Source organism: Gemmata palustris, from assembly GCF_017939745.1.
Taxonomy (GTDB): domain Bacteria; phylum Planctomycetota; class Planctomycetia; order Gemmatales; family Gemmataceae; genus Gemmata; species Gemmata palustris.
In genome coordinates, this window is sequence record NZ_JAGKQQ010000001.1 from 5,853,206 (window position 1) to 5,877,440 (window position 24,235).

At 57.4% G+C, this 24,235-nt stretch carries 42 protein-coding genes; 21 read left to right on the forward strand and 21 right to left on the reverse strand.

Translation table 11 applies throughout. The features are described 5' to 3' along the window. Nucleotides 1–172: 172 nt before the first annotated feature. The 3 genes from J8F10_RS24225 to J8F10_RS24235 are packed head-to-tail and all read right to left on the reverse strand — an operon-like array spanning nt 173 to nt 899. Nucleotides 173–478 carry a VRR-NUC domain-containing protein gene (locus J8F10_RS24225; protein WP_210658285.1) on the reverse strand — a complete coding sequence of 102 codons (306 nt, stop codon included), beginning with the start codon at nt 476–478 and terminating at the stop codon, nt 173–175. A gap of 29 nt (nt 479–507) precedes the next feature. Next, entirely contained in the window at nt 508–696 is a 189-nt protein-coding gene (locus J8F10_RS24230; protein WP_210658287.1) for a hypothetical protein, read from the reverse strand. Next, complete coding sequence (locus tag J8F10_RS24235; protein ID WP_210658289.1) at nt 693–899, reverse strand: MerR family transcriptional regulator; 207 nt, start codon at nt 897–899, stop codon at nt 693–695. The genes J8F10_RS24230 and J8F10_RS24235 overlap by 4 nt, the downstream gene beginning before the upstream one ends. A 115-nt stretch (nt 900–1,014) precedes the next feature. On the opposite strand from J8F10_RS24235, the gene J8F10_RS24240 reads away from it, so the two are divergent. The 8 genes from J8F10_RS24240 to J8F10_RS24275 all read left to right on the forward strand — a co-directional run bounded on the left by J8F10_RS24240 (nt 1,015) and on the right by J8F10_RS24275 (nt 4,135). Beyond that, on the forward strand, nt 1,015–1,191 hold the full coding sequence (locus J8F10_RS24240; RefSeq protein WP_210658291.1) for a hypothetical protein: 177 nt from the start codon (nt 1,015–1,017) through the stop codon (nt 1,189–1,191). Continuing rightward, entirely contained in the window at nt 1,184–1,603 is a 420-nt protein-coding gene (locus J8F10_RS24245) for a hypothetical protein (protein WP_210658293.1), read from the forward strand. The genes J8F10_RS24240 and J8F10_RS24245 overlap by 8 nt, the downstream gene beginning before the upstream one ends. Next, complete coding sequence (locus tag J8F10_RS24250; protein ID WP_210658295.1) at nt 1,600–1,770, forward strand: hypothetical protein; 171 nt, start codon at nt 1,600–1,602, stop codon at nt 1,768–1,770. The genes J8F10_RS24245 and J8F10_RS24250 overlap by 4 nt, the downstream gene beginning before the upstream one ends. Before the next feature lie 144 nt (nt 1,771–1,914). Continuing rightward, nucleotides 1,915–2,193: a hypothetical protein gene (locus tag J8F10_RS24255; protein WP_210658298.1), complete on the forward strand. Its 279-nt coding sequence runs from the start codon at nt 1,915–1,917 to the stop codon at nt 2,191–2,193. 247 nt (nt 2,194–2,440) lie between these two features. Then, nucleotides 2,441–3,058, forward strand: a complete 618-nt coding sequence (locus tag J8F10_RS24260) for a phage replication initiation protein, NGO0469 family (RefSeq protein ID WP_210658300.1) — start codon at nt 2,441–2,443, stop codon at nt 3,056–3,058. A gap of 61 nt (nt 3,059–3,119) precedes the next feature. Next, nucleotides 3,120–3,596 carry a hypothetical protein gene (locus J8F10_RS24265; RefSeq protein WP_210658302.1) on the forward strand — a complete coding sequence of 159 codons (477 nt, stop codon included), beginning with the start codon at nt 3,120–3,122 and terminating at the stop codon, nt 3,594–3,596. Next, a complete protein-coding gene (locus J8F10_RS24270) occupies nt 3,593–3,976 on the forward strand; it encodes a hypothetical protein (RefSeq protein WP_210658305.1) in 384 nt (127 codons plus the stop codon). Before J8F10_RS24265 ends, J8F10_RS24270 begins: the two co-directional genes overlap by 4 nt. Next, on the forward strand, nt 3,977–4,135 hold the full coding sequence (locus J8F10_RS24275) for a hypothetical protein (protein WP_210658307.1): 159 nt from the start codon (nt 3,977–3,979) through the stop codon (nt 4,133–4,135). 19 nt (nt 4,136–4,154) lie between these two features. Here the strand turns inward: J8F10_RS24275 and J8F10_RS24280 are convergent, their stop codons facing one another. Both J8F10_RS24280 and J8F10_RS24285 read right to left on the reverse strand, forming a co-directional pair. Beyond that, the gene (locus J8F10_RS24280) at nt 4,155–4,691 is read right to left on the reverse strand and encodes a hypothetical protein (RefSeq protein ID WP_210658308.1); all 537 of its coding nucleotides are present in this window, start codon (nt 4,689–4,691) and stop codon (nt 4,155–4,157) included. 367 nt (nt 4,692–5,058) lie between these two features. Then, on the reverse strand, nt 5,059–5,904 hold the full coding sequence (locus J8F10_RS24285; protein WP_210658311.1) for a hypothetical protein: 846 nt from the start codon (nt 5,902–5,904) through the stop codon (nt 5,059–5,061). A gap of 381 nt (nt 5,905–6,285) precedes the next feature. On the opposite strand from J8F10_RS24285, the gene mobF reads away from it, so the two are divergent. From mobF to J8F10_RS24305, 4 genes are all read left to right on the forward strand, one after another. After that, nucleotides 6,286–7,272: a MobF family relaxase gene (gene mobF, locus J8F10_RS24290; RefSeq protein WP_210658313.1), complete on the forward strand. Its 987-nt coding sequence runs from the start codon at nt 6,286–6,288 to the stop codon at nt 7,270–7,272. Then, a complete protein-coding gene (locus J8F10_RS24295; protein ID WP_210658315.1) occupies nt 7,265–7,639 on the forward strand; it encodes a hypothetical protein in 375 nt (124 codons plus the stop codon). Before mobF ends, J8F10_RS24295 begins: the two co-directional genes overlap by 8 nt. Nucleotides 7,640–7,641: 2 nt before the next feature. After that, a complete protein-coding gene (locus J8F10_RS24300) occupies nt 7,642–8,004 on the forward strand; it encodes a hypothetical protein (protein ID WP_210658317.1) in 363 nt (120 codons plus the stop codon). Between the two features lie 94 nt (nt 8,005–8,098). After that, nucleotides 8,099–8,707, forward strand: a complete 609-nt coding sequence (locus J8F10_RS24305; protein ID WP_210658319.1) for a hypothetical protein — start codon at nt 8,099–8,101, stop codon at nt 8,705–8,707. A 14-nt stretch (nt 8,708–8,721) separates the two neighbouring features. Here J8F10_RS24305 and J8F10_RS24310 read toward each other — a convergent pair whose 3' ends face one another. From J8F10_RS24310 to J8F10_RS24360, 11 genes are all read right to left on the reverse strand, one after another. Then, the gene (locus J8F10_RS24310; RefSeq protein WP_210658321.1) at nt 8,722–8,943 is read right to left on the reverse strand and encodes a hypothetical protein; all 222 of its coding nucleotides are present in this window, start codon (nt 8,941–8,943) and stop codon (nt 8,722–8,724) included. Between the two features lie 116 nt (nt 8,944–9,059). Next, nucleotides 9,060–9,362, reverse strand: coding sequence for a hypothetical protein (locus tag J8F10_RS24315; RefSeq protein WP_210658323.1), 303 nt, complete (start codon nt 9,360–9,362; stop codon nt 9,060–9,062). Next, complete coding sequence (locus J8F10_RS24320) at nt 9,352–10,038, reverse strand: hypothetical protein (protein WP_210658325.1); 687 nt, start codon at nt 10,036–10,038, stop codon at nt 9,352–9,354. Before J8F10_RS24320 ends, J8F10_RS24315 begins: the two co-directional genes overlap by 11 nt. Further along, nucleotides 10,031–10,591, reverse strand: coding sequence for a hypothetical protein (locus tag J8F10_RS24325; RefSeq protein WP_210658327.1), 561 nt, complete (start codon nt 10,589–10,591; stop codon nt 10,031–10,033). Before J8F10_RS24325 ends, J8F10_RS24320 begins: the two co-directional genes overlap by 8 nt. A 3-nt stretch (nt 10,592–10,594) precedes the next feature. Further along, a complete protein-coding gene (locus tag J8F10_RS24330) occupies nt 10,595–10,933 on the reverse strand; it encodes a hypothetical protein (protein ID WP_210658330.1) in 339 nt (112 codons plus the stop codon). Between the two features lie 158 nt (nt 10,934–11,091). Next, complete coding sequence (locus tag J8F10_RS24335) at nt 11,092–11,448, reverse strand: hypothetical protein (protein WP_210658332.1); 357 nt, start codon at nt 11,446–11,448, stop codon at nt 11,092–11,094. A 212-nt stretch (nt 11,449–11,660) separates the two neighbouring features. Beyond that, nucleotides 11,661–11,849, reverse strand: a complete 189-nt coding sequence (locus J8F10_RS24340; protein ID WP_210658334.1) for a hypothetical protein — start codon at nt 11,847–11,849, stop codon at nt 11,661–11,663. A gap of 214 nt (nt 11,850–12,063) precedes the next feature. After that, a complete protein-coding gene (locus J8F10_RS24345) occupies nt 12,064–12,534 on the reverse strand; it encodes a J domain-containing protein (protein ID WP_315854154.1) in 471 nt (156 codons plus the stop codon). A 101-nt stretch (nt 12,535–12,635) separates the two neighbouring features. Continuing rightward, on the reverse strand, nt 12,636–12,971 hold the full coding sequence (locus tag J8F10_RS24350) for a hypothetical protein (protein ID WP_210658338.1): 336 nt from the start codon (nt 12,969–12,971) through the stop codon (nt 12,636–12,638). Nucleotides 12,972–12,982: 11 nt separating this feature from the next. Next, on the reverse strand, nt 12,983–13,243 hold the full coding sequence (locus J8F10_RS24355) for a hypothetical protein (protein ID WP_210658340.1): 261 nt from the start codon (nt 13,241–13,243) through the stop codon (nt 12,983–12,985). 166 nt (nt 13,244–13,409) lie between these two features. Further along, on the reverse strand, nt 13,410–13,892 hold the full coding sequence (locus J8F10_RS24360; RefSeq protein ID WP_210658342.1) for a hypothetical protein: 483 nt from the start codon (nt 13,890–13,892) through the stop codon (nt 13,410–13,412). A 200-nt stretch (nt 13,893–14,092) separates the two neighbouring features. Between J8F10_RS24360 and J8F10_RS24365 the strand changes: the two genes are divergently transcribed. After that, the gene (locus tag J8F10_RS24365) at nt 14,093–14,761 is read left to right on the forward strand and encodes a GP88 family protein (RefSeq protein ID WP_210658345.1); all 669 of its coding nucleotides are present in this window, start codon (nt 14,093–14,095) and stop codon (nt 14,759–14,761) included. Between the two features lie 246 nt (nt 14,762–15,007). Continuing rightward, nucleotides 15,008–15,799: a PEP-CTERM sorting domain-containing protein gene (locus J8F10_RS24370; RefSeq protein ID WP_210658347.1), complete on the forward strand. Its 792-nt coding sequence runs from the start codon at nt 15,008–15,010 to the stop codon at nt 15,797–15,799. 96 nt (nt 15,800–15,895) lie between these two features. Here J8F10_RS24370 and J8F10_RS24375 read toward each other — a convergent pair whose 3' ends face one another. The 5 genes from J8F10_RS24375 to J8F10_RS24395 all read right to left on the reverse strand — a co-directional run bounded on the left by J8F10_RS24375 (nt 15,896) and on the right by J8F10_RS24395 (nt 17,870). After that, nucleotides 15,896–16,327, reverse strand: a complete 432-nt coding sequence (locus J8F10_RS24375) for a TIGR03067 domain-containing protein (RefSeq protein WP_210658350.1) — start codon at nt 16,325–16,327, stop codon at nt 15,896–15,898. Nucleotides 16,328–16,507: 180 nt separating this feature from the next. Further along, nucleotides 16,508–16,744, reverse strand: a complete 237-nt coding sequence (locus tag J8F10_RS24380) for a hypothetical protein (protein ID WP_210658352.1) — start codon at nt 16,742–16,744, stop codon at nt 16,508–16,510. Then, nucleotides 16,741–16,950 carry a hypothetical protein gene (locus tag J8F10_RS24385; protein ID WP_210658354.1) on the reverse strand — a complete coding sequence of 70 codons (210 nt, stop codon included), beginning with the start codon at nt 16,948–16,950 and terminating at the stop codon, nt 16,741–16,743. The genes J8F10_RS24380 and J8F10_RS24385 overlap by 4 nt, the downstream gene beginning before the upstream one ends. 89 nt (nt 16,951–17,039) lie before the next feature. Beyond that, nucleotides 17,040–17,273 (reverse strand): hypothetical protein, encoded by a 234-nt coding sequence (locus J8F10_RS24390; RefSeq protein ID WP_210658356.1) that lies wholly within the window; start codon nt 17,271–17,273, stop codon nt 17,040–17,042. A gap of 357 nt (nt 17,274–17,630) precedes the next feature. Next, nucleotides 17,631–17,870 carry a hypothetical protein gene (locus tag J8F10_RS24395; protein WP_210658358.1) on the reverse strand — a complete coding sequence of 80 codons (240 nt, stop codon included), beginning with the start codon at nt 17,868–17,870 and terminating at the stop codon, nt 17,631–17,633. 375 nt (nt 17,871–18,245) lie between these two features. On the opposite strand from J8F10_RS24395, the gene J8F10_RS24400 reads away from it, so the two are divergent. The 7 genes from J8F10_RS24400 to J8F10_RS24425 all read left to right on the forward strand — a co-directional run bounded on the left by J8F10_RS24400 (nt 18,246) and on the right by J8F10_RS24425 (nt 24,226). Further along, nucleotides 18,246–18,710 carry a TIGR03067 domain-containing protein gene (locus tag J8F10_RS24400; protein ID WP_210658360.1) on the forward strand — a complete coding sequence of 155 codons (465 nt, stop codon included), beginning with the start codon at nt 18,246–18,248 and terminating at the stop codon, nt 18,708–18,710. Nucleotides 18,711–19,582: 872 nt separating this feature from the next. Next, nucleotides 19,583–19,708: a hypothetical protein gene (locus tag J8F10_RS39990; RefSeq protein WP_261363082.1), complete on the forward strand. Its 126-nt coding sequence runs from the start codon at nt 19,583–19,585 to the stop codon at nt 19,706–19,708. Between the two features lie 94 nt (nt 19,709–19,802). Further along, on the forward strand, nt 19,803–20,114 hold the full coding sequence (locus J8F10_RS24405; protein ID WP_210658362.1) for a hypothetical protein: 312 nt from the start codon (nt 19,803–19,805) through the stop codon (nt 20,112–20,114). A gap of 623 nt (nt 20,115–20,737) precedes the next feature. Further along, nucleotides 20,738–21,814, forward strand: a complete 1,077-nt coding sequence (locus tag J8F10_RS24410) for a hypothetical protein (protein ID WP_210658365.1) — start codon at nt 20,738–20,740, stop codon at nt 21,812–21,814. A 3-nt stretch (nt 21,815–21,817) separates the two neighbouring features. After that, nucleotides 21,818–22,588, forward strand: a complete 771-nt coding sequence (locus J8F10_RS24415; RefSeq protein ID WP_210658367.1) for a ParB/RepB/Spo0J family partition protein — start codon at nt 21,818–21,820, stop codon at nt 22,586–22,588. 40 nt (nt 22,589–22,628) lie between these two features. Further along, on the forward strand, nt 22,629–22,784 hold the full coding sequence (locus J8F10_RS24420) for a DUF1232 domain-containing protein (protein ID WP_210658369.1): 156 nt from the start codon (nt 22,629–22,631) through the stop codon (nt 22,782–22,784). Nucleotides 22,785–22,834: 50 nt separating this feature from the next. Next, nucleotides 22,835–24,226, forward strand: coding sequence for a hypothetical protein (locus J8F10_RS24425; protein WP_210658372.1), 1,392 nt, complete (start codon nt 22,835–22,837; stop codon nt 24,224–24,226). Nucleotides 24,227–24,235: the final 9 nt, after the last annotated feature.

A 24,235-nucleotide genomic window follows, 5' to 3' on the forward strand; every position in this document is an offset into this window, starting at 1 on the left:
CTAATCCTCTCCGTCCAGCCACTCTTCAAAATACCGCTCATCGGCAACAACGCAGGTAAATGGCGGATAAACGCGGACAAGCGTACCATCGGGATCTCGATACTCCCGGATCGGCTTCATGAGCTGTGCGGCCCCTTTTTGCCTGTGCCAGGGGTGATTTGAGGCGGGTTTTCTAGCCACGAAGAATCGCCTCGCGATGCGCTTCCAGATCGTCGATGGACCGAATCACCAGGTAAATGCCTCCACTGGCCTCGCACTGCTCTTTGAAGCGTTTCTGTGAATCCTCAAGGCGTCCGCCCTCACGTTTACACTCGATGCCGAGGAACCGGCCGGAACGAGTCATCCCGAGAAGATCTGGTGAGCCTGGAAAGCCAAAGCGGATGTACTTGCCGGTGACCGGGTGCTTGAAACCCCCTGTGTTGTTCCGCCACACGAACACTCGGTTGTGATGGCACCACGCGACGACCACACTGAGCACTTTCGATTCGGGAGTGGCTCCGCGTCGCTTCACTCGTCCCAGCCTCTCGTTTGCTGCTGATGCTGACGCTCTTGAAGCTTGCGGATCGCATCCCACATCTTTTCCATCTCTTCCGCGAACACCACCCGGAACGCTCGGTCAGTGTCCTTTGAGGTGACGGTGGGACCGGTGGCGAGCTTCTTGGCGGCTTCGTCGATCTTGCGCGCGATATCGATCATGACTGGTTCCTCCGGCAGTGCCTTGTGGTCCTGTACCACTCCCTGAGCTTGTCGATGTCGAAATAATAGCGCTCGCCGATCTGCTCGAATGGCGGCGGGTTCTTTCCCTTTCGGACGTAGTAGCTGAGGTTGCCACGGTCCATGCCGATCATTCGGGCCGCGTCCGTGAGCGTGTAAGTCTTTGAAGTCTCTAGGTATCCCATAATTCACTTCACATTGATGTAAATAACGCTTGATTGATATTTCTAACCGTGATAGCTTCCCACAAGAGCAAGGAACAAGTCAACAACTCATTTCACATCAACACGGAGCAAAACCATGATGAGAGACATTAACGGTACCAGCCTGGAAGGCGAACAGAAGAAGGTCGATCAGGCCCTTTCCGACGCTGCCAGCGTACTGAGAAACCCGGACGCCACACTGGAACAGAGGAGTGCTGCCGCAAGCCTGCTGGGACGTAAGGGCGGCAAATCGAAGCGAGGCGTTCATGAGTAAGCAGCAAACCATCGTGGAATGGAAACGCATCGGCGGGAAGCTGGTGCGGGTCGAGACACGTCGCCGCAAAACCTCCTCGAAAGCTCAGGGAATGGACCTGTGGGGATTCTCCTTCGCAGTAACACTCTGCATCACCCTGGTGTCGGCGTTTGCCCTGCAAATCAAGGCGGAAGAGCGGTACGGGGTGATTCCTCAGCAGAAGTCGGAGATGTCGCTCACCGAGTTCACGCAGAACGTACTGGACGAACACAACCGCTCACAGGGCATCGAGAAGAACGAAGTGGCGGTGGAAGTCAGTCGCTCCGCCCGTGAAGCAGAATACGGTTGGCTCGCAGACATCGCAGAATGTGCGGAGAAGTACGGCCCGGACTGCTGGGATCGTATCGCGCCGAAGAAGGGTGGTAAGCAATGAAGATGGCGCTGATCGTCTCGTTCTTCATCGGAGCACTTTTGCTCAGTGTACTCGGCCTGAGCCTTGGGGCTTACTTGGATGGCTTCAAGAATGGCTATCAACAACTAAAAATGGTTTGCGTTGAAGCCAAGACCAAAGGCTACCAACTCGAACAATGCGAAGGATAGTAGCTATGCCAGAGTTGAGTCTACCAATGTTGATATTCATCCTTGTTGCCCTGATCATTGGGCTGACAATCGCCGATGTGAAGCGATGCCAAGGAGGCAACCAAAAGGCGTCAATAGAGCAATGTTTACAACAGGAGAAGCACCATGAAACTAGTTACTGAAAACAAAGGTCCAATTCCACACGCCGACAAAGTCTTCCTCGACACGGCAGAGCGCGTGGGAAACGTCGATCCGATGGTGTACGCGGAGCAACTGCACTTCACGGCGACCACCAACCTGGAGGCCCTGACGCTGATGGACCCGCACGTCCTGAGCGGTGTCATCACCGAGGAGGAAGCCGAACAGACGATGAGCCACGCTCGTGAGGTACTGCGGATCATCCGGCGAGCCAACGAGCAACGCCGCTTCGATTCGCGGCCGTAATGCAGATTCTTCCGCCCTTTCCATCAGCCCGCGAACGCAAGCGTGTGTACACGATGGTTAACGATGCGATCATAGGGGCGCGGAGTCTGGTTCAACTCGACATGATTTTGAAGGAGCACGCCCATGACATAGCACGCCTGAAACAGTACCCCGTCCTCGAATTCGATTTCGGGGATGCTATTGCAAAAACCGTTCAGAGTACCGAGAGTTTTTTAATCGAATTGTCTCAACAGAAGGAACATGAGTTATGACCTATATCGCCCCACAGGAGAAACGTGAATTTAAGCTAGTTACAGAAGGCCCACACATCGCAGTGCTGGTTCGCATCATTGACCTCGGCAGCCACCAGAACAATTTCGGGAACATCCGCCGCCAGGTGGATTTTGCCTGGGAAGTGCCCGATGAGCTGGCCGAGAACGGCAAACCACTGTTGGTCAGTAACCGCTACAGCGTGACGATGACCGAGAAATCACAGCTACCGAAAATGGTGCGCGGATGGGTCGGCGGTGACCCGCTGAGCGAAGGCATCGACTTCACCAAACTGCTCGGCCGCCCGGCGATGATAAACGTTCGTCACTCCGTGAACGACGACAAAACCTACGCGAATGTTGACACCGTGATGCCGCTGCCCAAGGGGATGCCTGCTCCAACCCACGTTCACGAGCCGTTGATTTTCTGGATGTACCTGGAGCAGAGGAGAATGGATAAGGCGGTGTTCGAGGCCTTGCCCGAGTACCTGCGGAAGACGATCGAGAAGTCCAACGAATACGCCACGATTTCCGGCTCCGGGATGCACTCGGCCTCATCCTCGCCTCGTACCGATGACAGCGTCCCGTCATACTTCGATGAAGGCCCCGGCTACTGAGTCACGTAACTAACTGACCGGAGGGGTTTCGGCCCCTCCAACGAACCAACGGAGAACCCGCATGACGAAACCACGCATCGACTACCCGGCCCTCTTCCCGCACGTGATAGAAGGCTACGTTCAGGGCAAGAGCCAAATGGCCATCGCCACCGATCTGAACACACATCCAACGCACATCTCCCGATCACTTCACGTTCACGGCCTGTCGCACTGGAAGGTCACCAAACTGGTCCGAGACGGGCTCACCGCTCAGCAGATCATCGAATACGCCACGGCAAAGGAGCCGGAACTGCCGCTGACGGCATCAGGAGGGCCGGGGACAGTGCGATCCAACGGGCCTTTTTTCGCCTCAACGGAGGAAGCCTTCGCCTTTGCGCGGCAGAAAATCACCGACCAATCGCAGGTCATCCTGCAGCAGGCACAGACGATCGAGACGTATTGGGAGTGCTGGCGTTTGATTCAGGACGCTCTTGCAAAGATGGAGCACGCGCTGGACCAGCAGGAGATCGCTGAGCGCCAGAAAGCGGGGGTGGCGTGAAGAGGCACTTTTACACCGATCCGCTCGCCGCTGCGTGGATGGCGAAGCATATCGGGATGCGGTTTGGATTCTTTGATGAGAGGTCCGACTTCCGTGAGTACGAAGTGCCGATTACAGGAGAGGATGATTGGTGGCGATCTGACCGCGGCAGGTTCTATGTCCATCCCGACTCGCTGCACCTGCTGGAGCCACGGATTGGGGATTTATTGGTTGAAACTGGCCGGCTGCCAATCGCCCGAATCGTTGACAGCGACGTGGACTACATCAGTTTTGGCCACAACATCGCAATGCTCTTTGCCACAGAGATGTTGAGAAAAGGTCGCGCTCGCATCATCCAGCGCGACGGAAAACCGTTCTTCTGGCCGGAGCTGGAGGATTGAGTGACACCCGCCCAGACGAAACGGCTCGCAGTGAAGCTCTCCGAACCGAAACGGGAAGGCGTACCGCTGCTGGCGTTCGTCGGGGCGGTCACCGTGATGCTGCTCCCGTGCGTGGTGTTCTCGCAGGTGCTGCCGGAGGTTCGGGGACGGGATCGGTAATCAAAAGTTCGGCAGGCTTTTACCTCTCGACAACGCATTCCTTCAGAGATCGCTTCAGCTCTTCGATTCCCGCTTCCGTTACCTTCGTCTCGCTCAAATTCAGGTTGGTTAGCTTTTTGAGCACGATTAACTCCTTCAGACCCGCATCTGTAACCTTCGTCATCGACAAATCGAGATGGGAGATATTTTTTAGTCCGGCTACCACCTTTAAGCCTTCATCCGTCACAAGCGTACCAGAAAGGTCCAGCAGCCCTAGATTCTCGCACCCGGTCAATCCCTTCAGTGCGTCGTCATTTACCGCTGCCAACATAAGGTGGAGGGTAAGAAGCCTCCGAACCCCGGCCAGCTTACGCAAATCCTCTTCGGTTATTGTTTGGCATCTAACAAGGAAGACGGATATCGGTTTATCCGGCAACTCGACTTCCTGAGTCATCCTCCCGCCCAGCTTTGAAACCAAAGCACTCGCCTCTCTTTCGGACGTCTCGGGTGGCGCTGACCCGGATGAACATCCGACAAGAAATGGCGTGCTCAGAATGAACACCAAAATCCTGGACATCGTGATTCCTGGTATGCGGCCGGAGACGATCTATTGAAGTTGGCTCCTCGCCGATTGTAACCTCGTCACACCGTACTTTCAATTCACATGAAGCTCAATACGACACCTCTGGCGAAGTCATTCACCGCGTCAGAAAACCCTTGTTTTGAAGACGTATTGACGGTGAATTATCCGACCGACTTTAAGCCGGAATTACCCCAGAGCCTGGGAGCCAGCGGCCAAACGAGCGGGCACCCGGCGTTCGATGACGTTCCGATCTGAGGCCAGTCAGCTAACTGACCGGAGGGGTTTCGGCCCCTCCGACAAACCAAAGGAGCACAGGTCGCAATATTCAACTTGCCCAACCGAGTTTTCCTGACGGCGAGTATCATTTCTTCGCCCCAGCGGCACGCTCCGCAATTCCCAATACGGGTACACCGCCAGGAAATTGATCCGATGAAGCCCAGTGCTCCACGACCATCCGATTTCCGATCTTGGTCCACCGCTCGATCCGATCATCATCGAACGCGAGCACCACAACGCCGTTCATTGCGTCGCGGACTTTTCCCGGGGAACGCCGCTTTGGCTCGGTGACATTCGCCGTGCCCCCCTTGACGAGGTCGCACGTTTCCACGACCCCATTCGCAAATTCGACAGTCCATTGCCCAACCCAGGCGTCATCGACCGGTTGCGCGCCTCGATTCTGCGCAACGATGGCTGCTGCGCCCCTACAGAGCGGACTTACTTTCTGTTTGGCTGCAACAAATGCCAACAGGGTTTTCACTTCGGGCAGATGGTTGTCGCGGCCGCCGGCGAACATGTCGCCGAAAAGTTCGATCCGGCCAGTCGGATACGGATCGTTGTCTCCGACGTCTTTTGGCTTTTCGTTGGCCGGATGAATCGCCACCGTCTCAAATCCCCCCGCTCCAGCGCAACTGCCGACGAGAACAGCTTTACCGGTCCCAGCAGCTTTCTGCCATTTTGGGGCCTCCTTGTCGCTTCCGCGGCCGAATTGGACGTAGCCATCGATCGGCTTACTGAACTCGGCTAGCTGTAGGGTCGGGCTCTTGGCACGGGTAAAACTGCCCCAGATTCTGATCATCGAAATCGACGACTGGTCTCGAGTCGTTTCGACCCGATCGACGACGACGTACATCACCGGGCGTCCGCCCGCGAAAGCCGAAGCCGCACCGAATGCAGCGAGAATTAAGGGGGCCAATAGGAATTTCTTCACGAGCCGATCTCCTTTTGATTTCTATCGCCTGGCGATCTAGCAAGGTCAGAGGATCGCCGATACGACATCGTGAATGGTAGCAGCGAGTGAACAACCAGAAGAATTGTTTATTGTTTCCCTCATCACCTTTATTGTTACATTCGAGTCGCACGGCGAGCGCGCTTCTTTACCGGCGATTGACTGTGCCGAGAGTTTCATACCTCGCTGGGGCGACATAAACAACCTCTGGGGCGAAGTCATTCACCGCACCTCAGAAGCCCCGTTTTAGAGCCATATTCACGGTGAATATCCCAGATCAAGGAGAGTGTCTGCTAGTCCAATTTTCTTGCGCCCTCCACCAACCCGCCTATAGTGCATCGGCACCCCAGCCGAGGCCCCACCATGTTGAACTTCGAGGCGCGCTACAACGCCAAAACCGCGAAAGCTTACTACATGACTGAACAAGCCGCGACGCCGGTGTGGTTCGGAAAGGCGGCGGAGATGGCCGGGCTCGAGGGGGAGGTTTCGCACAAGGAATTTTCGAGACTGGTGGATGGCCTGCACCCGACGACGGGCGTGAAGCTGACTCCGAGGAAGACGCAGGTGTGCCTGACGGATGTGACGCTGTCCCCGGTGAAGAGCGTGGCGATTGCGATCAGCCTGACGGGGGATCGGGAGCGGTTGATCGAGGCCGTTCAGAACGCGGCCCTCCATGCACTGTCGCTCGGTGAGCAGCACGCGGCGGTGCAGGATGCGAGCAACGGGAAGAAGTCACACATCGTCACCACCGGTAACTGGCTCGGGGTGCTCCACGCTCACGAGACGACACGGCCGGACCCGGTGACGAAACAGTCCGATCCCGGATTCCACCTGCACGCCACGCTCGGGAACAGTTCGTGGAACAACGACCGGCAGGGGTGGTTCGCCCTCAAGTCGCAGTATGCGTGGGAGCAGGCCCCGGAGATGGAGAAGGCGTTTCACGCGAAGCTCAAGGAGAACATGCACGCCCTCGGGTACAAGACGCGGTCCGCACGCCACAACGCCGGGTGGGAGCTGAAGGGCGTCACGCCGGGCATGATTAAGAAATTCTCGAACCGCTCGACGTTCCTGGATCGGCTAGGCGAGGGGCTGAGCAAGAAGAAGAAGGCCCGGCTCGCGGCAAGGGAACGGTTGCCGAAGCGTCCCGACCTGTTCGTTACCGGAGAGCAGAAGGAACGGTGGATGAGTCGGTTGACTAACTCAGAGCGGAAGGCCCTGAGTTCACTGCTGAATCCCACTCCGCCGGACTGGATGGTGCGGATGCGGCAGCTGCGGCAGGTCGCGTGGTTCAAAGCCCGCCAGCAGAACCAGGAATCGCAGCCACGGGAGAGGTACATCGCGTATGGCTGATGCACGAGAACTGGCCGGGTTCCGCCGCGCAGCCGTGGCGGACGAGAGTGGTGAAGACGGTCCTTTGTTCGCACCGGGCAAATGCCACTCACGGCAGAGCAACAAGCCGCTGAATGTGCTGCACGTCAAGGACGATGCCGGGGAGATCGGGCTCGCGGTGTACATGCAGTTGGCGAGCAGCCGGTGTTCTGCGGCTGGTGACGGCACGTCGTTCCGGCTGGTGTTTCTGTCGGATGTGAAGCTGGTGCTGGAGGTGAAGGGGCGGGAACTGCTCAGCGTTTATGATTACGTCTGCCAGGGGCGAATCAGCTACCTGCAGCCGATAGCCGGTGGAGTTGTGGAATCCATTAGCTTCGAGGAGGAATAGCCATGTTTACATTCGTGCGTGAGTTCCGCGGCAACGATGCCGAGTTGTTCGATATCCTGCTCGCTGAGGGTACCGTCCCGGATGGAGCAGAACGTTTTGGTGAGGCTGTCGACACATTCGGGTGCGGAACGGCCTATCACCTTAGCATCGGGAAGCTCGCTCTGTTTCACGCGGGTGAAGATAGAAGAGGCAAGCAGGTGCGACAGCTTCTAACCTGGCACGGCCGCCTCACCGAAGCCGAGCGGGATCGTTTATTCCTCGACGTACAAATGCTGCTCGGTGGATCGTTAGACAGCAGTGGAGGGATGGAACCGAAACACCACGGAGCGGGCTGGTGGGCAGCAGACGTGATCCACTTGGCCTAAGGCCTAGTCACGGCGGCTGATCCTGTTCAAACACCTGGTTACAGCTAACTGCTGGTGCAGTTGTGGAGTCGGTCACCTTTGAGGAGGAATGATCATGGGCTGGTTTCAGAAGCTGTTGCAGCAGGTAAGCATCAGGCGGCAACCTGAGCTGAAGCTGGAGCTGGAGCCGGGATCGGAGCCTCGTCTGACGGATGAGCAGTGGCGTAAACTTATACAGATCCATTTAGCTGTGGCCCACGCTTATGTTGGCCGCGAGCACGAACGAGCAGAGGATGCGTGGGAGATGCGGGAGCGGGAGGGGATTACCGAGGCTGACGCCAAGCTACTGTTCCAGGAGGCCGTCGCCGAGGTACAGGGGAACATGGAAGGGGGGAGAAGGGACGGGGTTCTGTATTCCGATCTGGACCACGACGGCAAGCTTGAGCTCCTGAGCTTCGCCATCGACTGGACGGATTACGTCAATCGGGGCATGAGCGAGCAGACGTTGAACCGAATAATTGAAAACGCCGTGGACGGGAGGCCGCCTGAGCGGTGGCAGGAGCCGACTTTGAGTGAAGAAAAAGCCCGCAGTGCCGAGATAGGTGGGGAAACACCCCAGTTCCCACCCCCGACGCCCGATCCGCTTGCCCAGATCCGCCAAACGGTCAATGCAGCGAAGGCTCAGGAACAGAATAAGGGCAAAGGGATCGAACCGGAGGTGTAATATCCCGGGTGATTTCAGTACCGGACGGTGCTGGCCTTCGCATCCATGTTCCGCTCGGCGTACTTCAAGAACAGGATGAATAGGGTGGTGGTGAAAGCCGTCGTGGCAAAAAGCCCACCCAGCCACGCCCACCGCTCACCGCCCTTCATGTCGAGCGGGACTGCGATTGTGGCCAACCCGAGGGCCAGGCAGGTGACGAAGAACAAGCCGATGACAAGAACCTTCCAGGTTGACATGCGCGCTCCAGAGGGGGAACCGCAAGAACGCGGCTCGACTTCAAACTCTAAAGCTTTCAGAAATTTTTATCTACTGGAATTCGGACGGAATTAAAATTATCCGCTTCGCGGGCACATTACGGCATCTGCCCCTGTCCCGGCGGCACCTCTACTGGCTCCGGGGTGCGAAGATGAGCCTCAACGGCGGTCTTTGCTTCGAGCAAGGTGCAGCCCCATTTCTCGCGGTAGGCTTTGATCAAAGTAACCTTGTCTGGTGGTGGAGGCGGGATGTCATCGACGAAAAGCGGCTTCCTCGACCGCTCCCAAGCGAGGGCGGCTTGCCAATACCAAAACAAGTGCGGCTCCATCCCTTCTGGATAGCCATAATCATCCTGGTTAAGCCTTGCTTGAAACGCCTCCCGGTCTATCTCATTCTGCATGGCTTGCCTCCTCCGCCCGACACCGTTGATTTTGAGACGCCTCAAACCCGTCGGCTTGGTGTGGTGGGGTGCGGAGCTTGGCGTATTTCAGCCCGTCACACTCCCAGCGGTATTCCTTCCCGTCGATCCGGGCGATTACGTCAACTTCCCCGCCGTGGCGGATGGTGGCGATCATCTTTACGAAAGTGTCCTCAGCAAGCCCGCTCATGCAGTCCAGTGGGATAAACCACCCTGCCGCCTGCGGTGCGGGGTGTGGTGGGGTGCGAAACGCCCGCAACGCGGCAAATGCGGCGTGTAAGTCTGGTATCGCCCTATGCCACGCTTCGTTCATCTCAAGCGTCCAGCGGCGAGGGTCAAGCAGCATGTCATCCACTACCGCCTGCGATGCTGGCTCAGGGGTGCGGAGGTAGGGGCGGAGAATTTCGATAACATTGTGTGTCAAATCACGGAGTGATCCGCTTCGCCATTCTGTTGCCGAAAGCCGCGATAGTAACAAAGTTTGGATATCCCATACTTTCACCGGCCGCGACCGCTCCCAGGCGAGGGCGGCTTGCTGCTCGTGCTGGCGGATTAGCACTCTGCACGCTTCTAACGCTTGCTCCCAGTCCGTGCAGTGTTCACAGTGTTCGTCGCCAGCCAGATACAACGCCTCGATCTTCGCAATTAGCTCACTCATGGCCTGCCTCCTCTGCTGGGGTGGGGTGTGGGGTTGCTGCTTTTGCAATGAGGAGGTTCACATATTCCTCAGAACGCTTTAGCTGCTCGCGGTAATTGATGCGTTTGTCAGCGTCGCAGATTCGACCAGCATCGGTCACGTAGGCGTGGACGCGAGCTGCCTCTAACTGCCGCTTCAGGCTCTCCACCTCCCCGCTATCACTTGCCGCCGTCTCCGATGGGGTGGAGATGAGGGAGAGGGCTTCGTCTAGCAGTGTTGGGGTGGGTGATTCAGGGGGTAGGTCGAGCTGGCCACGATTCGCACGGACATATCCATTTGCCCATTTCAATCCCCGTTCAGCCACCTCCAGCTTCCGCTCAAGGTCTTTGTTGCGTGCTTCGAGTTCGGCTTCACGGGGGCGGGTGTTCCAGCTCCTATGACTGTAAAATGGAAAATCTTTCCCCTGAATACTGCAGCCATTATAAGGATGCTCGCAATGTGCAGGGATGTAGTTATGTGCTTTCAGTTTTGCTAGACAAAACGGACAGGGCTCCAATTCCTCCAGTGTCGTCATTGTCTATGCTCCTTCCTTGTTGTCTGCTTCCAACTCATCTACCCAGGCTGTGCGGTGGATGGCTTCCTTGGCAAGCTGCATTAAATCAGTCTTAAAATACTTTTCCCGAAAAAGCTCCCAGCTCTCTTTTGAGTCTATGGCCTCTATCTTCAATATCTTCCGCAGAGCCCTGATCTCATCCACAAGCGCGGTGGTGAGAGTTGTGTTAATAGCTGATTCGAGGATATAAGCTGCGTCTCGAAAAGGAACATATCCCTTACGGCTAGCTGCTATATGAAGCTTACGACGAGCACTGACCGTAACATTCTTGCTCAACGCGGCTTTGATTTGTTCTGGTTTCATACTCTAAGCTCCTTCCTGTAGCTCTTTCAGTTCATCCCTGAAGCCCTGAATCTTGGCTTCGATGCAGTTACGCTCCTCCCGCGTCAGTCGGGGACTATAGGACTCGCCAGCCCAGTAATTGATCTGACTGCGAAGGATGTCGATTCGGTGTTCTCTGGTCATAAGTTGGCCCCCTCCTGGAGGCCTTTCACCTTAGCCTTCCGGTTGGCCAAGGTATCGTTTAAGTAGGTGATTTCCGATATGGGGGCATGAACTGTGTCGCTGGTGGTTTCCCACGGTCGTGTTTTACTCACGCGACAGCCGTAAACCGTAAAACGCTCATCACCCCAGCCGAAGCTGCAACTCGACTGTGCGTATGTTTCGTCTTGGTAAAGAAAGAGGCGATCACGGTGCGAGCTGAACTCTCGCTCAACTGAGGCCTCTCGCTGTTTGAGCTTTTCTCGCTCCGTCTCGATGGCTAAAATCTCATCAAGTGTCGCTTTACTTACAATTTCCACAGGCGATACGGCTGCCATCTCGGCCTTCTGGCAGGCATTACACGTAATGGGCTCTTTGCTTAATCGCTCCGCGTCCGCCTTAAGCGTGGCGCGGTACTCTGCCCGTTTCCCGGAAGAAGTAAGGCTGTTGTAGCCCGTTGATGCCGTTCTCTTATACTTTTGCCCACATCGGCAACAAGTGGCAGAATACACCTCTTTTATCTGGTGCCATCCATAATTAATTGTTCTCGTCACATACATGATTCGGACTCCTTCCATCTCTCTGCCACGCGCTGCCTGATCGCCTCGCGTATCGTGTTGATCTTCTTTCTGTTTCCAGCTCGTTTCGCGTGATCCAGCTCGGCCTCAAGGTCTTCGAGGGAGTAGGCGGGATAGAGGAGGCCTTCGGGAATGGGGGTTGTGTTCATATTGCTTGTCATGACCTTGGCTCCCGGCCTTTCCGTTTTGTGTGTCCACAAACCCGACACTGCCACCATAACTCACACCCATACTCGATGTCGCTGGACTCGGTATGCATGGATTTCATATGACAGCGCGGCGCACCTACCGAAGATTTGGCATACATTTCATCTGAGGACATTCCATGAACATCTTCACATGATCCCTCAACGAGCCTCGTATCCGGTTCTTTGGTCATGGCTTTTGCCCCAGCAAAGCGTCCCGGGCGGCGTTCAGATCCGCCATTGCATTGTGACTGCCACCGGCATCGGGGTGAGCTTTCTTCGCCTTCTCGCGGTAGGCTGCTTCAATCTCGGCGACTGTAGCACCGCGTTTCACGCCGAGCACCGTGCAGGGGTCCGCCTTCGACGTCTGTGGCGGCGGAAGAGCAGCGTACCCACGGAAGGCAGCACGGACCAGATTCAGGCCACCGTGCCGGAGTTTCGTCCGTTCGGCTTCGATGACGTGGTGGATCGCCTGAAGGTTCTCTTCGATTCGCTGGTACCGGTCCACGGCGATGCACGTCGAGATGCCGTCCCAGGTGAAGTACACCGCGACACCGGCGTCTTTGGGGTTGCGGTCCATCAGCGTCACGTTGCTCGACACGAGCACGCTCTCGACCTTCTTTCCGCTGTCGGCGGAGAACCGGCGGAGTGAGCTCTGCACGTTGTCGATTGCCGTAGTCAGGCTGGTCTTGAACTGGCTTTTAGCTGGAGAGGTGGTGCGGGGCCAGGAGTTGGGCCACGACAAAGGAAATGCTTGAGCGGTCATATCGGGTACTTGCTCCTGTCGAAATCGATGAACTTGATCTGGGCGATGGGCTTGTCCAGGCTGCCGAAGAGCCGCAGGATGTTGGCCTGGGTGGTGCTCCCGAATGAGCGTGCGTCTCGCTTGTGAAACTCGGCTACTACGGCGGAGATGCGATGCGCCTTTCCGTACCCCTTCGACAACACCGCCTTCCGGCCGACGCGGCAGGTGCTCTCATTCCACCGTGGCCCGTACAGCCGAAGCTCGTCCGTCTTCTCCCCGCGGCGGAATGCGTACCAGAACTCAGAGTTCAGCGGGATGAACAGCGGCTTTTCGTCTACCAGTCGAGCACTCATCACCACCTCCCTCAGTAAATCGGAAAATCAGTGGGAGTGCCCGGATTGATGCTCACGTGGGCCTTCGGGGCGTGTTGCTCGAAGAACGGCGTCATCTCGGCGTCTTTGGCTGCTGCGAGCATCCGGCGTGCGATGAGCAGGCAATAGGCGGCTGACCATTCCACCGCTGCCGCGTGAAGCACGCGGGCTGCTGCCTTCTCCTCCGAGGTGCATTCAGGGTGTGCTGGTATTACCGAATCGAATAACTCGTTGAGTTGTTTAATTGTCTGCATTGTCCTGCTCCTTGGCTTGAGTTGTTGAAAGTGCTTTCTTCTGCTTGCGGTGCCAGTTGACCCGGCAGATGGTCGTGCAGAATCGCTTGTACCAGCAATTCCTTCGATCCATCTCTTTGCCGCAGTTCCAGCATGTTTCCTTCTCAGTCATCGTTGCTCCAAACTGTTATCCGTGGGTCTTCACTAATTTTGGGCCGGTGGTTGGTGCCGCCGGGTGGTTGCACTGACGGTCCCAATCGTGGCGATGGGGAATAAGCACGGTGGTGTCGAGGTCCCCTGCGGCTCTTTCCGAAACGGCAATGTGCCCGTCGTCACCGGTGGTCAAGTACTCCGGCAAGAAATCGCCTTTCTCGGTCTTCCTCTCCAACGCACGAGCCTCATGGAGCACCAACGCCATGCGGAGGTGGTAGACGATCCGCTCGTTGTTTGGGTGCGGCATGCAGTTGGCACAGTGACGAGTACGGTCGATCAGAATGCGAATCACTTCCTGTGTGGTGGTGCCGTCGTGCTGTTGCCCTGGCTGCTTGTTGACGAAGATCAAACGCTGTTCACGGGCATCACGATCTGCACTTGCGGGGGCATTCTCGCCACGAGTACCTGCGTTGCGAACTGCGGGTTTATAAATGTGCCCTGTTTCAATGACTTCCATGTCTATTCTCCTTTTTGCTTACCTCGGTAAGTGAATTCTTCCTCGGTTACTGAAGACGACCGTAGCGCGTTGTAACGGTCGTGTCAACACAATAATTCAATCGACAGTCAGAATATTTCGTGCCACTCCTGACCCGTTTCTGCCTTTCTTCTTCGCTCCACGTTGGGACGCAGGAGAGGGCTAAACGGCTGGAGTCTGTCATGGCTCGGGACGTTCGTAATTTGTTGATTCAAGGGAATCAGAAACTCTCGCAGGCGATCTTTCACTGGGATCTACCTGCCGCCCTCACATGCCCCGGTTCGTCGGAGTTGTGTAGGGAAAAGTGTTACGCACTACGCCGTCGCTACCTGTTCCCCCAGGTCCAGGAGCGGCTGCAATACTGCTACGAGGTGAGCAAGCGGAAGGACTTTCCGACGCTCATGATCGAGGAGATCCGGCGGAAGGGTGCGGCGTTCGTCGTTCGCATCCATTGCGCCGGAGATTTTTTTTCACCGTCCTACGTCCGCAAATGGATCGAGGTGGTGAAGGGTTCGCCGAACACGCGCTTTTTCGGATATTCGAGGAGCTGGCGCGTGCAGGCCATCTACCCCGCTCTTTGCGAGCTGGCACAGCAGCCCAACATGCGGCTGTTCTTCTCGGCGGACTCTGAAACCGGAGCACCGCCGGAGCTGCCAGAAAACGTGCGCGTGGCGTGGATGATGGTTGAAGAGGAGGAACCGATCCCGGAAGTGGATTTGATCTTTCGTGACTTCCCGTTGCGGAAGAACTCACCGTCTCGGATCGGGTTAACCCTCATCTGCCCAAACGAAGTCGGCGATCACCGCAGTGACGAAGTGAACTGTGGTACGTGCGGTTTTTGTTGGAGGTAGTAAGGAACAAGCCGCTTGCGCGAGGCGTAACGCGGCTTGTTCTCCTCAATGTCTTTCGACATCCCTCCCCGGAACACTTCGAGGCTTTGAAGATCAGTTCGCGCCCGTGCTCAAATGTCAGGGCGGTTTTCTTCTAGCTCCGGAATTGACAGGCCTGTACGATGGCCCGAGAGTTTGTGCGATAAATCGAAAATTTGATTGAAAATTTGGCCAAATTCGGCGTTTCCGCACAGGCCCTGAGTTCCGATGCCCGTTTCGAGTGGCCCCTCTTCCGGCCCTTGGAGAATCAGCTTGAAGTACCTCAGACCGCTCGCCCTCGCCCTCCTGCTCGCCGCACCGGCAACCGGGAACGCCGCGTTCACCGTCACCGTACAGGAAGCCAGCGGCCCAGTCATCGCCATCTCCGACGGCGGCGCGCTCGACGCGGACGGGCTGATTAACGGGTCGATCACCGCCGACACCGCATCCCTGAATGCACTGCTGACGAACTTCTCGTTCTCATCCCTCGGCGGCACGTCCAGCCTACTGGGCGGCGGTCCGGCTGAAGTGACGGTGAGCGGCTTGGTCACCCGGCTGCCGGGCGCGGACTTTAGCACCGTAACCATCACCTCGGGCGATACCGGATTCACGTCCGGTAACCCGAAGAGCTTAGTGACCTCTGTCTCGGACACGTTTCAGAACACCACGTCCGGTGACTTGCGGACATTTCAGGGCGTGTTCGACGCGACGGCGGCGGGCGGTGCCTTCGTGACCTCACCCTTGTTCGTTTTCATCCCTCCCAATGGAGCGGGACCGTTCAACACCTCGAATCTGGGGTTCACAACGCCTCTTGGGGTCCAGCCGTCCCCATTCGACCTGACTACCACGACGGTCATCACCTTGGGGCCGAATCCGACGAGCGGTATCCAGTCCGACCAGTTCTTCGGCAGTGCCGGTGTCACCGCACCGATCACCCCCACTCCTGAGCCCGCCTCGCTCACTCTTCTCGCCACCGGTGCGGTTACGCTTCTTGCTTTCCGTCGGCGGAAGGCGGTCTGAGCCCGTAACTGTTGTTGAAGTTGGACACGCCCGAGGTCGGGCGTGGACTGCATGAGCAATCTCCCAGGCGACTGGTGAGGCTGCAAGGCAGTTAACTCACTTCTTCACCCGTTTGAGCACCACCAGCTCGAATCCCTTCTCCTTCTGAGGGTCCAGACCGGCCGGTCGGCTCTTTCCCTCGCCCATGTACAGATGCAGGATGAGCGTATCCCCGTCCAACTTGTAGACGGCCTCGGTGACGGCGTTCGGTCGGTCCGGGAAGATGCCCCGAAAATCGATACACTTCGGGTCGGTGGTTGGGTCGATGGCTACCACTTCGACCACGTCCCCGCCCTCGCTGATCAGGAACCGCCCCTTGAACTGGGCGATCTGCTCCTCCGGGGGCATCATTTCATCCCCGGCACTGATGTTCTTCTCCACCCGCCAGTGTCCCTGAAGGTTTTTCAGCTCCGTGCGAGCCGCCTCCGGCCACTTCTCGGTCGGATCGGGGAGTACGGCGAGCACCGACAGGACGACGACTGCAAGCATGACTTTACCTCCAGGATCTGACGAATACCCGATAAGAGTTTGGGGAAGCAAGATGAAGTGGCCAAGCGGAGGGCTCTGAGCTGTGGGTAACCACAGTCCCTTCGGCGACTTGGGGAGAGTCAGTTACCCAACTTCCTCTCTGCGGTCAGGTGGGGTACCTTCCTGCACCGTTCGGCCAGCTCACGCAGCCTCCTCTTCGGGGTCGCCGCGCTCGGCGCCAAAGTGCATCTGGGCGATCCGCAACACCGTGGTCGGTCCGTTATCCCTGTCCTCGATCTGGACAGAAAGATGAAGGAGGTCGGCAATCAGGTCGCCGATCTCACTGCCACTATTCTCAAATACTTCGCCCTTTGCCTCGACATAAGACATGAGAGCGGCCTGTGCGCGCTCGGCACGGGTGGCGTTGCTTGTGCTCATGCGGCCAGCCCTTTCACTTCGACGATCACGCTTTCAGCATGTATGAGGGCTGTGTTCGCTTCCCGTGCCTCGGCCTCGTCCTTCCAGCCTCCGTCATTCCGCAGGTTGATAAACCCGATCTCGTTTTTCGCGTAGGGAAGAATGGCTTGCAAGGCGGCCAGTAGGCTCCTTGCGTTCTCTTCGGAAATATGTTTAGAATCAGTCATAATCGCTAACTCCATTTAGCGGTTGTACAGGGGCGGCGGCCTCATACCGTCGTCCCGCATTCGTATCACGTTTCAATGCGTCGCGCAACTCAGCTCGCCCCGACTTCTACCTGACCCAGTTCCTCGGGCTTTGGATGGCCGGGCATCCCAACGCCCCAGATCCGGCTGATGTCGAACGGCCCCTTGTCGTAGCTGCGGCGAACCCACACGCCTTTTTCCCGGTAGAACCCCCGGCAGACGAGGTGCCGCTCGTGAACGACGTTGAGTGGCTCGTTCGGGATGATGATTTCGCGGATTGCGGTGTGGTACGTGAAGTGGGTCATGATTCGGCTCCTTTCGTGGTTCTGAAGTGTATGGCGAGCAAAGCCGCCATTAACTTCTGACCCGCTGGCGAAGCGTCGGGGGAGGAGCGGAAGGCCCCGTAGCGAAGGGTATTTTGAAGCAGAGCGTCCGCGAGGAATGGCCGCGCAGCGGACAGGGGAAAATACTCGTAGCGCAGCCGCCAGGGCCGCGCAGCGGCGGGCTTGCAGCGGGAGGGGGAGAATTCCCCCTGATCTTGCGAGAGGGATCGTAGCGGGCCGAAGGCGTGCGCAGCACCGAAGCGAACAGCGGAGTCGCGGAAGAGCCCGGTCCGAAGGACTCGCCCACACGTCTTCAAGAATCGTTCGGAGAATCAAAACTCACTCAGTGAACTTCCCCCGTCCGCTCTTCTGGTTCGGCTTGTATTCACCGCCAAAGAGCATCGCGAACATCCACTGAATCCTGTGCTCCCCAAACGCCCCGTATGTGGTAAACAGCACCCCAAGGCAGCCCATCATCACGGCATCTTTGTATCGCCCCTCAAGCACCATCCCCCCTGTTCCGAACAGAAAAAGCACCCCGACCAGAAGCCCCAACGAGCGGAACACCACACGTTTCATACCCATCCTCGTGTTCAATTGCTCCTCTCGGTCTACCGATACCGTCCGATGGTGGCCCGGGTGATTCGAGCACTGCGGTATCGCCTGAGCACCCGGCGGGCAGAGAGGCGTTCAGCCTCCGAATTACTGGTACAATCGCCACCGAGCGGGCTCACCGATGACCGAAGCTCTGGAGAGCACAGGCCGAAGGCAACGCCCGGCACTTGTTTCTCGCCGCACTCCCGGTCAAGCCGGGGGCATGCACTCCTACCAACCCCACCCGCGCGGCGTCATCACTTCCGAGCCCGGTGGAATGAACCACTCGTTCCGGCGTCTCTTCATGGGTTCGGCAGTGACGCACATCGGGACCGTGTGTCCCGCACCAGGAGAGCACCGATGAGCCGCGTGACGTTCGTGATCTTCTTCGCGACCTTCTGCACCACCGCCTCCGCAGCGGACCCGGCGGCCGACGAGCAGAAAAGGCTGCAAGGCGAGTGGCGGGCGGTCGAGGTGGAGCTACAGGGCAAGAAGCTGACCAAGGACGATGCCGAGGCCAAGGCCATGCGGATCGTGATCGTGGCCGACGGGCTGACGTTCAGCAGCACCGCGAAGGCCGGGCGCGAGCGGAAGATGACGATCAAGCTGGACCCGAGCAAGGCGCCCAAGCACCTCGACCTGACTTCCCTTGACGGGCAGGAGAAGGACACGACGGCTGCGTGCATTTACAAACTCGACGGGGACCGGCTGACGATCTGTATGCCGTACTTCGTGCCGGACCCGTCCGTGCGGCCCAAGGAGTTCAAGTCCGGCAAGGACGACGGCCTCATGCTGCTCACGCTGGAGCGGATGAAAGCCAAGTGACGGAGCGAAGGCGCGCACTGTTGGGGACCGGGGCCACACGTTCGTGGCTGCCACGTCGATGCCCTGCTGAATAAGGCGTAGTTGAATCGGGGATACTAATCGGAGATGATCACGCTCAAAACGCTCTCTTGTGAGCGAATTTACACCTTCACCTTTGGCTAAATGCCGGTGCCACGATGTGTGCTGTTGCCAAAGTCAGAACGGCTGCAACTGCGATATTTGCTTGGATTTTCTTGTTACTAGGACCACTGCTGAAGCCCGTGCATCCAGATGTTCTCGGACAAGAAATTACGCAGCAATTGCTGAAGGGTTATCATAGGGCACTTGTGGCGACAACGGAGCTGAGGAAACGATTGGAAGAATCTCCGAAGGGACGGGAGAGCCAAATCGAACAGCTGAAAGAGTGGGAGCTGGATTTCAAGAAGCGTATCCAGCGATTGGAAAAAGGCGTCCTTGAGCCTGGCCCTTACGTGATGCCGACAGAGCCACCGGGCCAAAACAGACCGAAACCCCCAGTCCGCGACTGACGAATCGATTGCGTAGATCTGAAGGACGTGTGAGCTACGGGCCTCCCACCCGCTCGGCAATGCGACCACTGCTTACCGTGGTATCAGCCCCACGGCCTTCGGCATTCCTTTGCTGCGGGCCAACAGCGCCCCGTCGGCTTTGAGGCGTGACTTACCTTGCGAGCAGTAGCCCTCTTTCTTCTCCTCGCCGCAGCACCTCCTGAGTAGCACAGATCGCGAGCGGCTGTCAATTCTCCGGGAATACCGATTTTGCCACGCACCCGCCACACTGCGAACTCGTGTCAGGCACTCACCGGGCACGGCTGGTGCATGAACCTCCCGCGTCGCCCTCTGCGGAGATTCATCATGCGAACTCTCATCCTGACGATAGCCGCCCTCTCATTCATGACCACCGGGTGCCACTGCTGTCACTGTGACCGGCCGTCGAACTCCTATTACTCCGCTGCTCCCAACGTGCTTGCTGGGAAGTGAACTTCCTGTTCGTGCGCCCTTTTGATCAGGACACCGTTGCACACAGTTAGTGGATGGAGGATGATACAGCTCCCGTTCCATCGGAGGTTTACGCATGCCGTTCCTCATCGCGTGTGTGGTTTACGTCGTGTTGGCCGGGCTCGCGCTGATTCCCGTGGCCATCGGCCTGGCACGCGGGCGAAGGCCGAGCATGACCGTAGTCGCAGCAACGATAGGCTCGGTAGTCGGGTTCATGATGGGGTGCGCAGGGGTGCTCGTGGCAATACTGGTCGGTGCCGGTGACCAGGTCGGGGCGACCCTGATCGTGACTTCATTCGGACTTTCTGTTTCAGTGGTTGGAGCCATTATTGCTGTAATTACGTACTGGATCTACGCAATCTATAACTGGAGCATGGCCATGTACTAGGGGAAAGACCCTCGCCACATCTGGTGGGTGCAATCAGAAATCGAGTGATTTAGTCGCAGGGTGGATCAAAAGAATTGCAATGTATCTAAGTATCGTGTAAAAAAGAAGTGCCCTACCTCGGGAGAGATAGGGCACTGATACCTGCAAGATCAGTTATGCCGTAAATCGGGAGTTCGCGTCAAGCGAAAAAAAAGGAGGCCGGGAACATGACCGGCAGCGGCACCGCAGGAAGACCCTCCAGTAAGTGACACTTGCACCGGCTCCATTGTCAGAAGTCCGGTGCGATCGTACCGTCAGGGCGCATCCAGCGCCGGGCTGTGCGGAGTGGATCGAGACCGCTGACCTGCGATCCCGCTAAGTAAGCACCTCCGTCAGACAACAACCGAGACCGACGACTCAGTTTCAGAGCCTTCCTTGCCAGCGGAACCCGTGCGTTCTGTTGGCAGGGGGGCTGCTTCTCTCCACCTCGGATCTAGTTTCACTGCAATTCAAACCGCTGTGCAGCACACACGGCTGTCAAACCGTCGCAGTGCGCGCGCACTCGTCACTGCTGTGCAACACCCACACAAGCGCTAAGATAGCTTTACGAAGAACGAAAAGCTTGACCTTCGGAGGAAAATCACGTGGCTAAAGATGCCGAGAAGGGACGCACGCATGCACGACTTAGCGACGAAGGCGTTGCAGCTCTCAAAGAGCATGAACACGCAATCCCGAAGAAGTCAAAGTGGTTCGAGATCATGCGGGAGGACTATGGGCGTTCGGCGAGAGAAACGAATTGGAGGCCTATGCTGCGGGGAGAGGCGGTGCCCTGGGCTATGCTCGATGCTTTTGCGGATGAAATGCTTGAAAGGACGAAGCAAAAACTAAACCTGCACCCTTTCGTCATCGACGCGGCAAAGCCGACTCTTTCCAGTCCCGGTGGCTATCGGCAGGTGAATCCGTGGCAAGTTGGGATCAAAGGGATGATCGGTTGGTTACATGGCAAGGTCTTCGGTGCTGATACTACGTTCTGCGATAGTGCGAAGAAGCTCGAAGAAGGTGTGTTCGATGTTGTGCGGAGTGTGGGACGAACTACCGCACGGGACGGAGCTAATTTCTCTCTCGAAAAGCAACTTGAAGAAGGTGAAAAAGCTATTAAATGGACCGCTGCAGAGTTCACAGATTTTATGCGCCGCTGGTGGAACATAAATGATCGCGTGATTAACACCCCCGTCTCGGGTGTGAGCATAGTGCTTCCACTAAACCCAGCGGCGGCTGACCGGTTCAGAAATGGCGAAATAAGCGACAATGATCTGGACCCTACTACAGATTATGCGTGGCCATCTCGTGATCTGCTCATTCTGTCTTGTGATGACCGGCCCAAGCAAAAAGGCATTAGCAGTCACAGCTCTGCATGGGAACTCTTCCGTGGACTGATGGCGCAGATCGCGTATCTAGCTCATCCTGAACCATACGCCGGTCCTGGACTTCGTCTAATCAGTTTCGGCGGAACACCTGAAAATGCTCGGCGATTGACCAAATACGGGTTCGTCCACGCGGGCGGGGCCATGCCACGTACTGGGATGCTGACAATGGAGCTACGTCGACCTGATCGGCCTCACAAAGATGCGCTTCAACAAGCTGCATCACATGCAAGTGCTATACACATCATCTATCTCTGGCAACTTGTTTTGGCCCACAACGCACCAAAGGAGGAATAGCGTATGATGCAGCAGATCATTGAACTGAACCCGTTCGACTGCCTGCCGCCTCCCGACAACCGCGCGGTTACCACGGAGGACGTCCTGGCGATGGCGGCCAGCTTCCGGGCCAACGGAGGACAACTGCAACCCGCCATCGTATGCGTCCACCCGGAGCTGCCTGACAAGCAGATGCTCCTGGACGGGTTCATCAGGAACGAAACGTGTAAATTGCTGGGCCTCAAGCTGAAGGCTGTGAAGGTGGACCGGCCGTTTACGAAGGCGGAGCAGGCCAAGCTCCGCTTAACGGCGAACGTCATCCGTAAAGCGATGTCACCGCTGGAGGTCGCCAATGACATCATGCTTTTCATTAAGGAGGAGGGTTGCACACAGACCGAGGCCGGCGAGAAGATCGGGCTCCCCCAGCCCACCGTGAGTAAGTACCTCACCGTGCGGAACCTGCCCGAAGACCTGCGTCAGCTGATCTTGGACAAGAAGCTCGATTTCAATGCCGCCTACGCCGTGGCCACGCTTCCCACGCTGGAGATGAAACGGGAAGCCGCCAGGAAGATCGTGGAAGGAGGTTTGAAGAAGGACGACGCCATTGCCCTCGTGAACTCGATGAAGGGCAAGAAACAGCCCAAACAGCCCAAGAAAAAGAAGTTTACGATCTCGTTCGAGCTGCCACCGGTCAATGCCGCAGCCGCGCTGGTGGAGCACCTGAAAACCCTTATCGCCCGCTTAAACAAGCTCGGCGATATCCCGCCTGACGCTCTCGCTGCTGTCCTCTCGTAAGTCCCCGCAGTTCAATCTCTTCGTTTTGGAGGCCGCCATCATGTGGCGTGTCAGGCTGATTCTTTTGACTTTGCTTTACGTCATCTCGCCCATCGACCTCGTTCCTGAGATCGTCTTCGGACCCGTGGGGGCCATTGATGACGTCATCGTCATCATCAACGCCATCAAAAAACTACGGGAAGGTAACCAAGTCTGAACACACTCACGCCCCGGTGCTCGTGGCCGGGGCCTTACTGGAGGCTTCACATGATTCTGAACCGCCTACGCCGGCGAAAGCCGGTTGAAACCGCCGGGATTCCGCTCTCGCTCGAGGAGTTGGGCGCACACGTCCTGGTGCTTGGGACAACCGGCAACGGCAAAAGTTTCAGTACGCGGGGCATCCTCAAGGCATTCATGAGGGCCGGGCACCCGATGGTGTTCGTGGCCGCGAAGCAAACGGAACCGGAAACCGTGCTCCAACTCTGCCGAGAGGTAGGGTGCGAGCACCGGTTCATGAAAATCAGCCCACACGGGCCGCACAAGCTCCACCTGCTGAAGCACCTGCTCTCGTACAAGGACGCTTACGGCGCGGCGGAGTTCCTGGACCGCGTCAAGGAAATCGGCACCCGCGGAGAGAAGGGTAAGCACGATCCGTTCTTTGGTCAACTCACTACCGAGACCACACAGATGGGCATCCGGTTGCCACAACTAGTGGGCTCCGAACCCACCCTTGAAGACCTGATGATGGTGGTGAAGACCAGCCCGCCCAGCTTGGAGGTCGCGGCGAGCGAGGCCTTCGTGGAAGGGAAGATGGGCCTGTGCTCGCAACTCATCGCCCATGCGTCCGAGCACTACCGCAAGGAGGACGAACACGACCTGAAGAGCGTGCTGACGTTTTTTATGCAGACGTTCGCGGGCATCGGCGAGAAGGCTCGTAGTGCCCCGCTAGCGGATCTGACCGGCTCAGTTGGACGGCTGACAAGCGGAGCATTTCGGGGCGTGTTTGACACCGAGACGACCGTAGATTTCGATGCCATCGAGCGAGAACGCAAGATCGTCGTGCTAGACGCACCCATCGTGCCACGCAACCCCACGAACCAGATGTTCCAAGCGATATGGCTGTTCTGTTTTCAGGAGCACGCCCTCAGACGCGATCCGCGTCAGGTGGATAAGGCTATTGTGCTTGTAAGAGATGAATGTCAAGAGCTCGTACACGCCTCATGGGATGCCAGTGTGACGGCAGTTGCGCGCTCGCAGAAGCTCATCCATTTCGACCTCACGCAGCACGTCAGCGGGCTCAAGACGGCGTTCGGGGGTGAGGGCACCACGCCTGAGACCATGTCGTTCATCGCCAACCACGCTACGGTTCTGGGGTTTGGAAATAACTGCCATGAGACTAATAGATTAATTACCGATCTCATCGGCCAGAAGCGGACGTTTCAGTTCAGCGGTGGCGGGGGCAAAGGCGGTGAGAAGCCCACGGGGTGGTACGACCAGGCACTCGGCGTGAGCGGTGGTGGGGTGCATTGGAGCGAGACGTATCTCCCGCACGTCCGGCCCGAGGAGTTCTTGTCGTTGCCCAGAGGCGTGGCGGTGATGATCTCAGCCGGACGAACGTTCAACGGATTGCCATACCACGTGTGCGATTTTCGCGAGTGACTGCGGGCC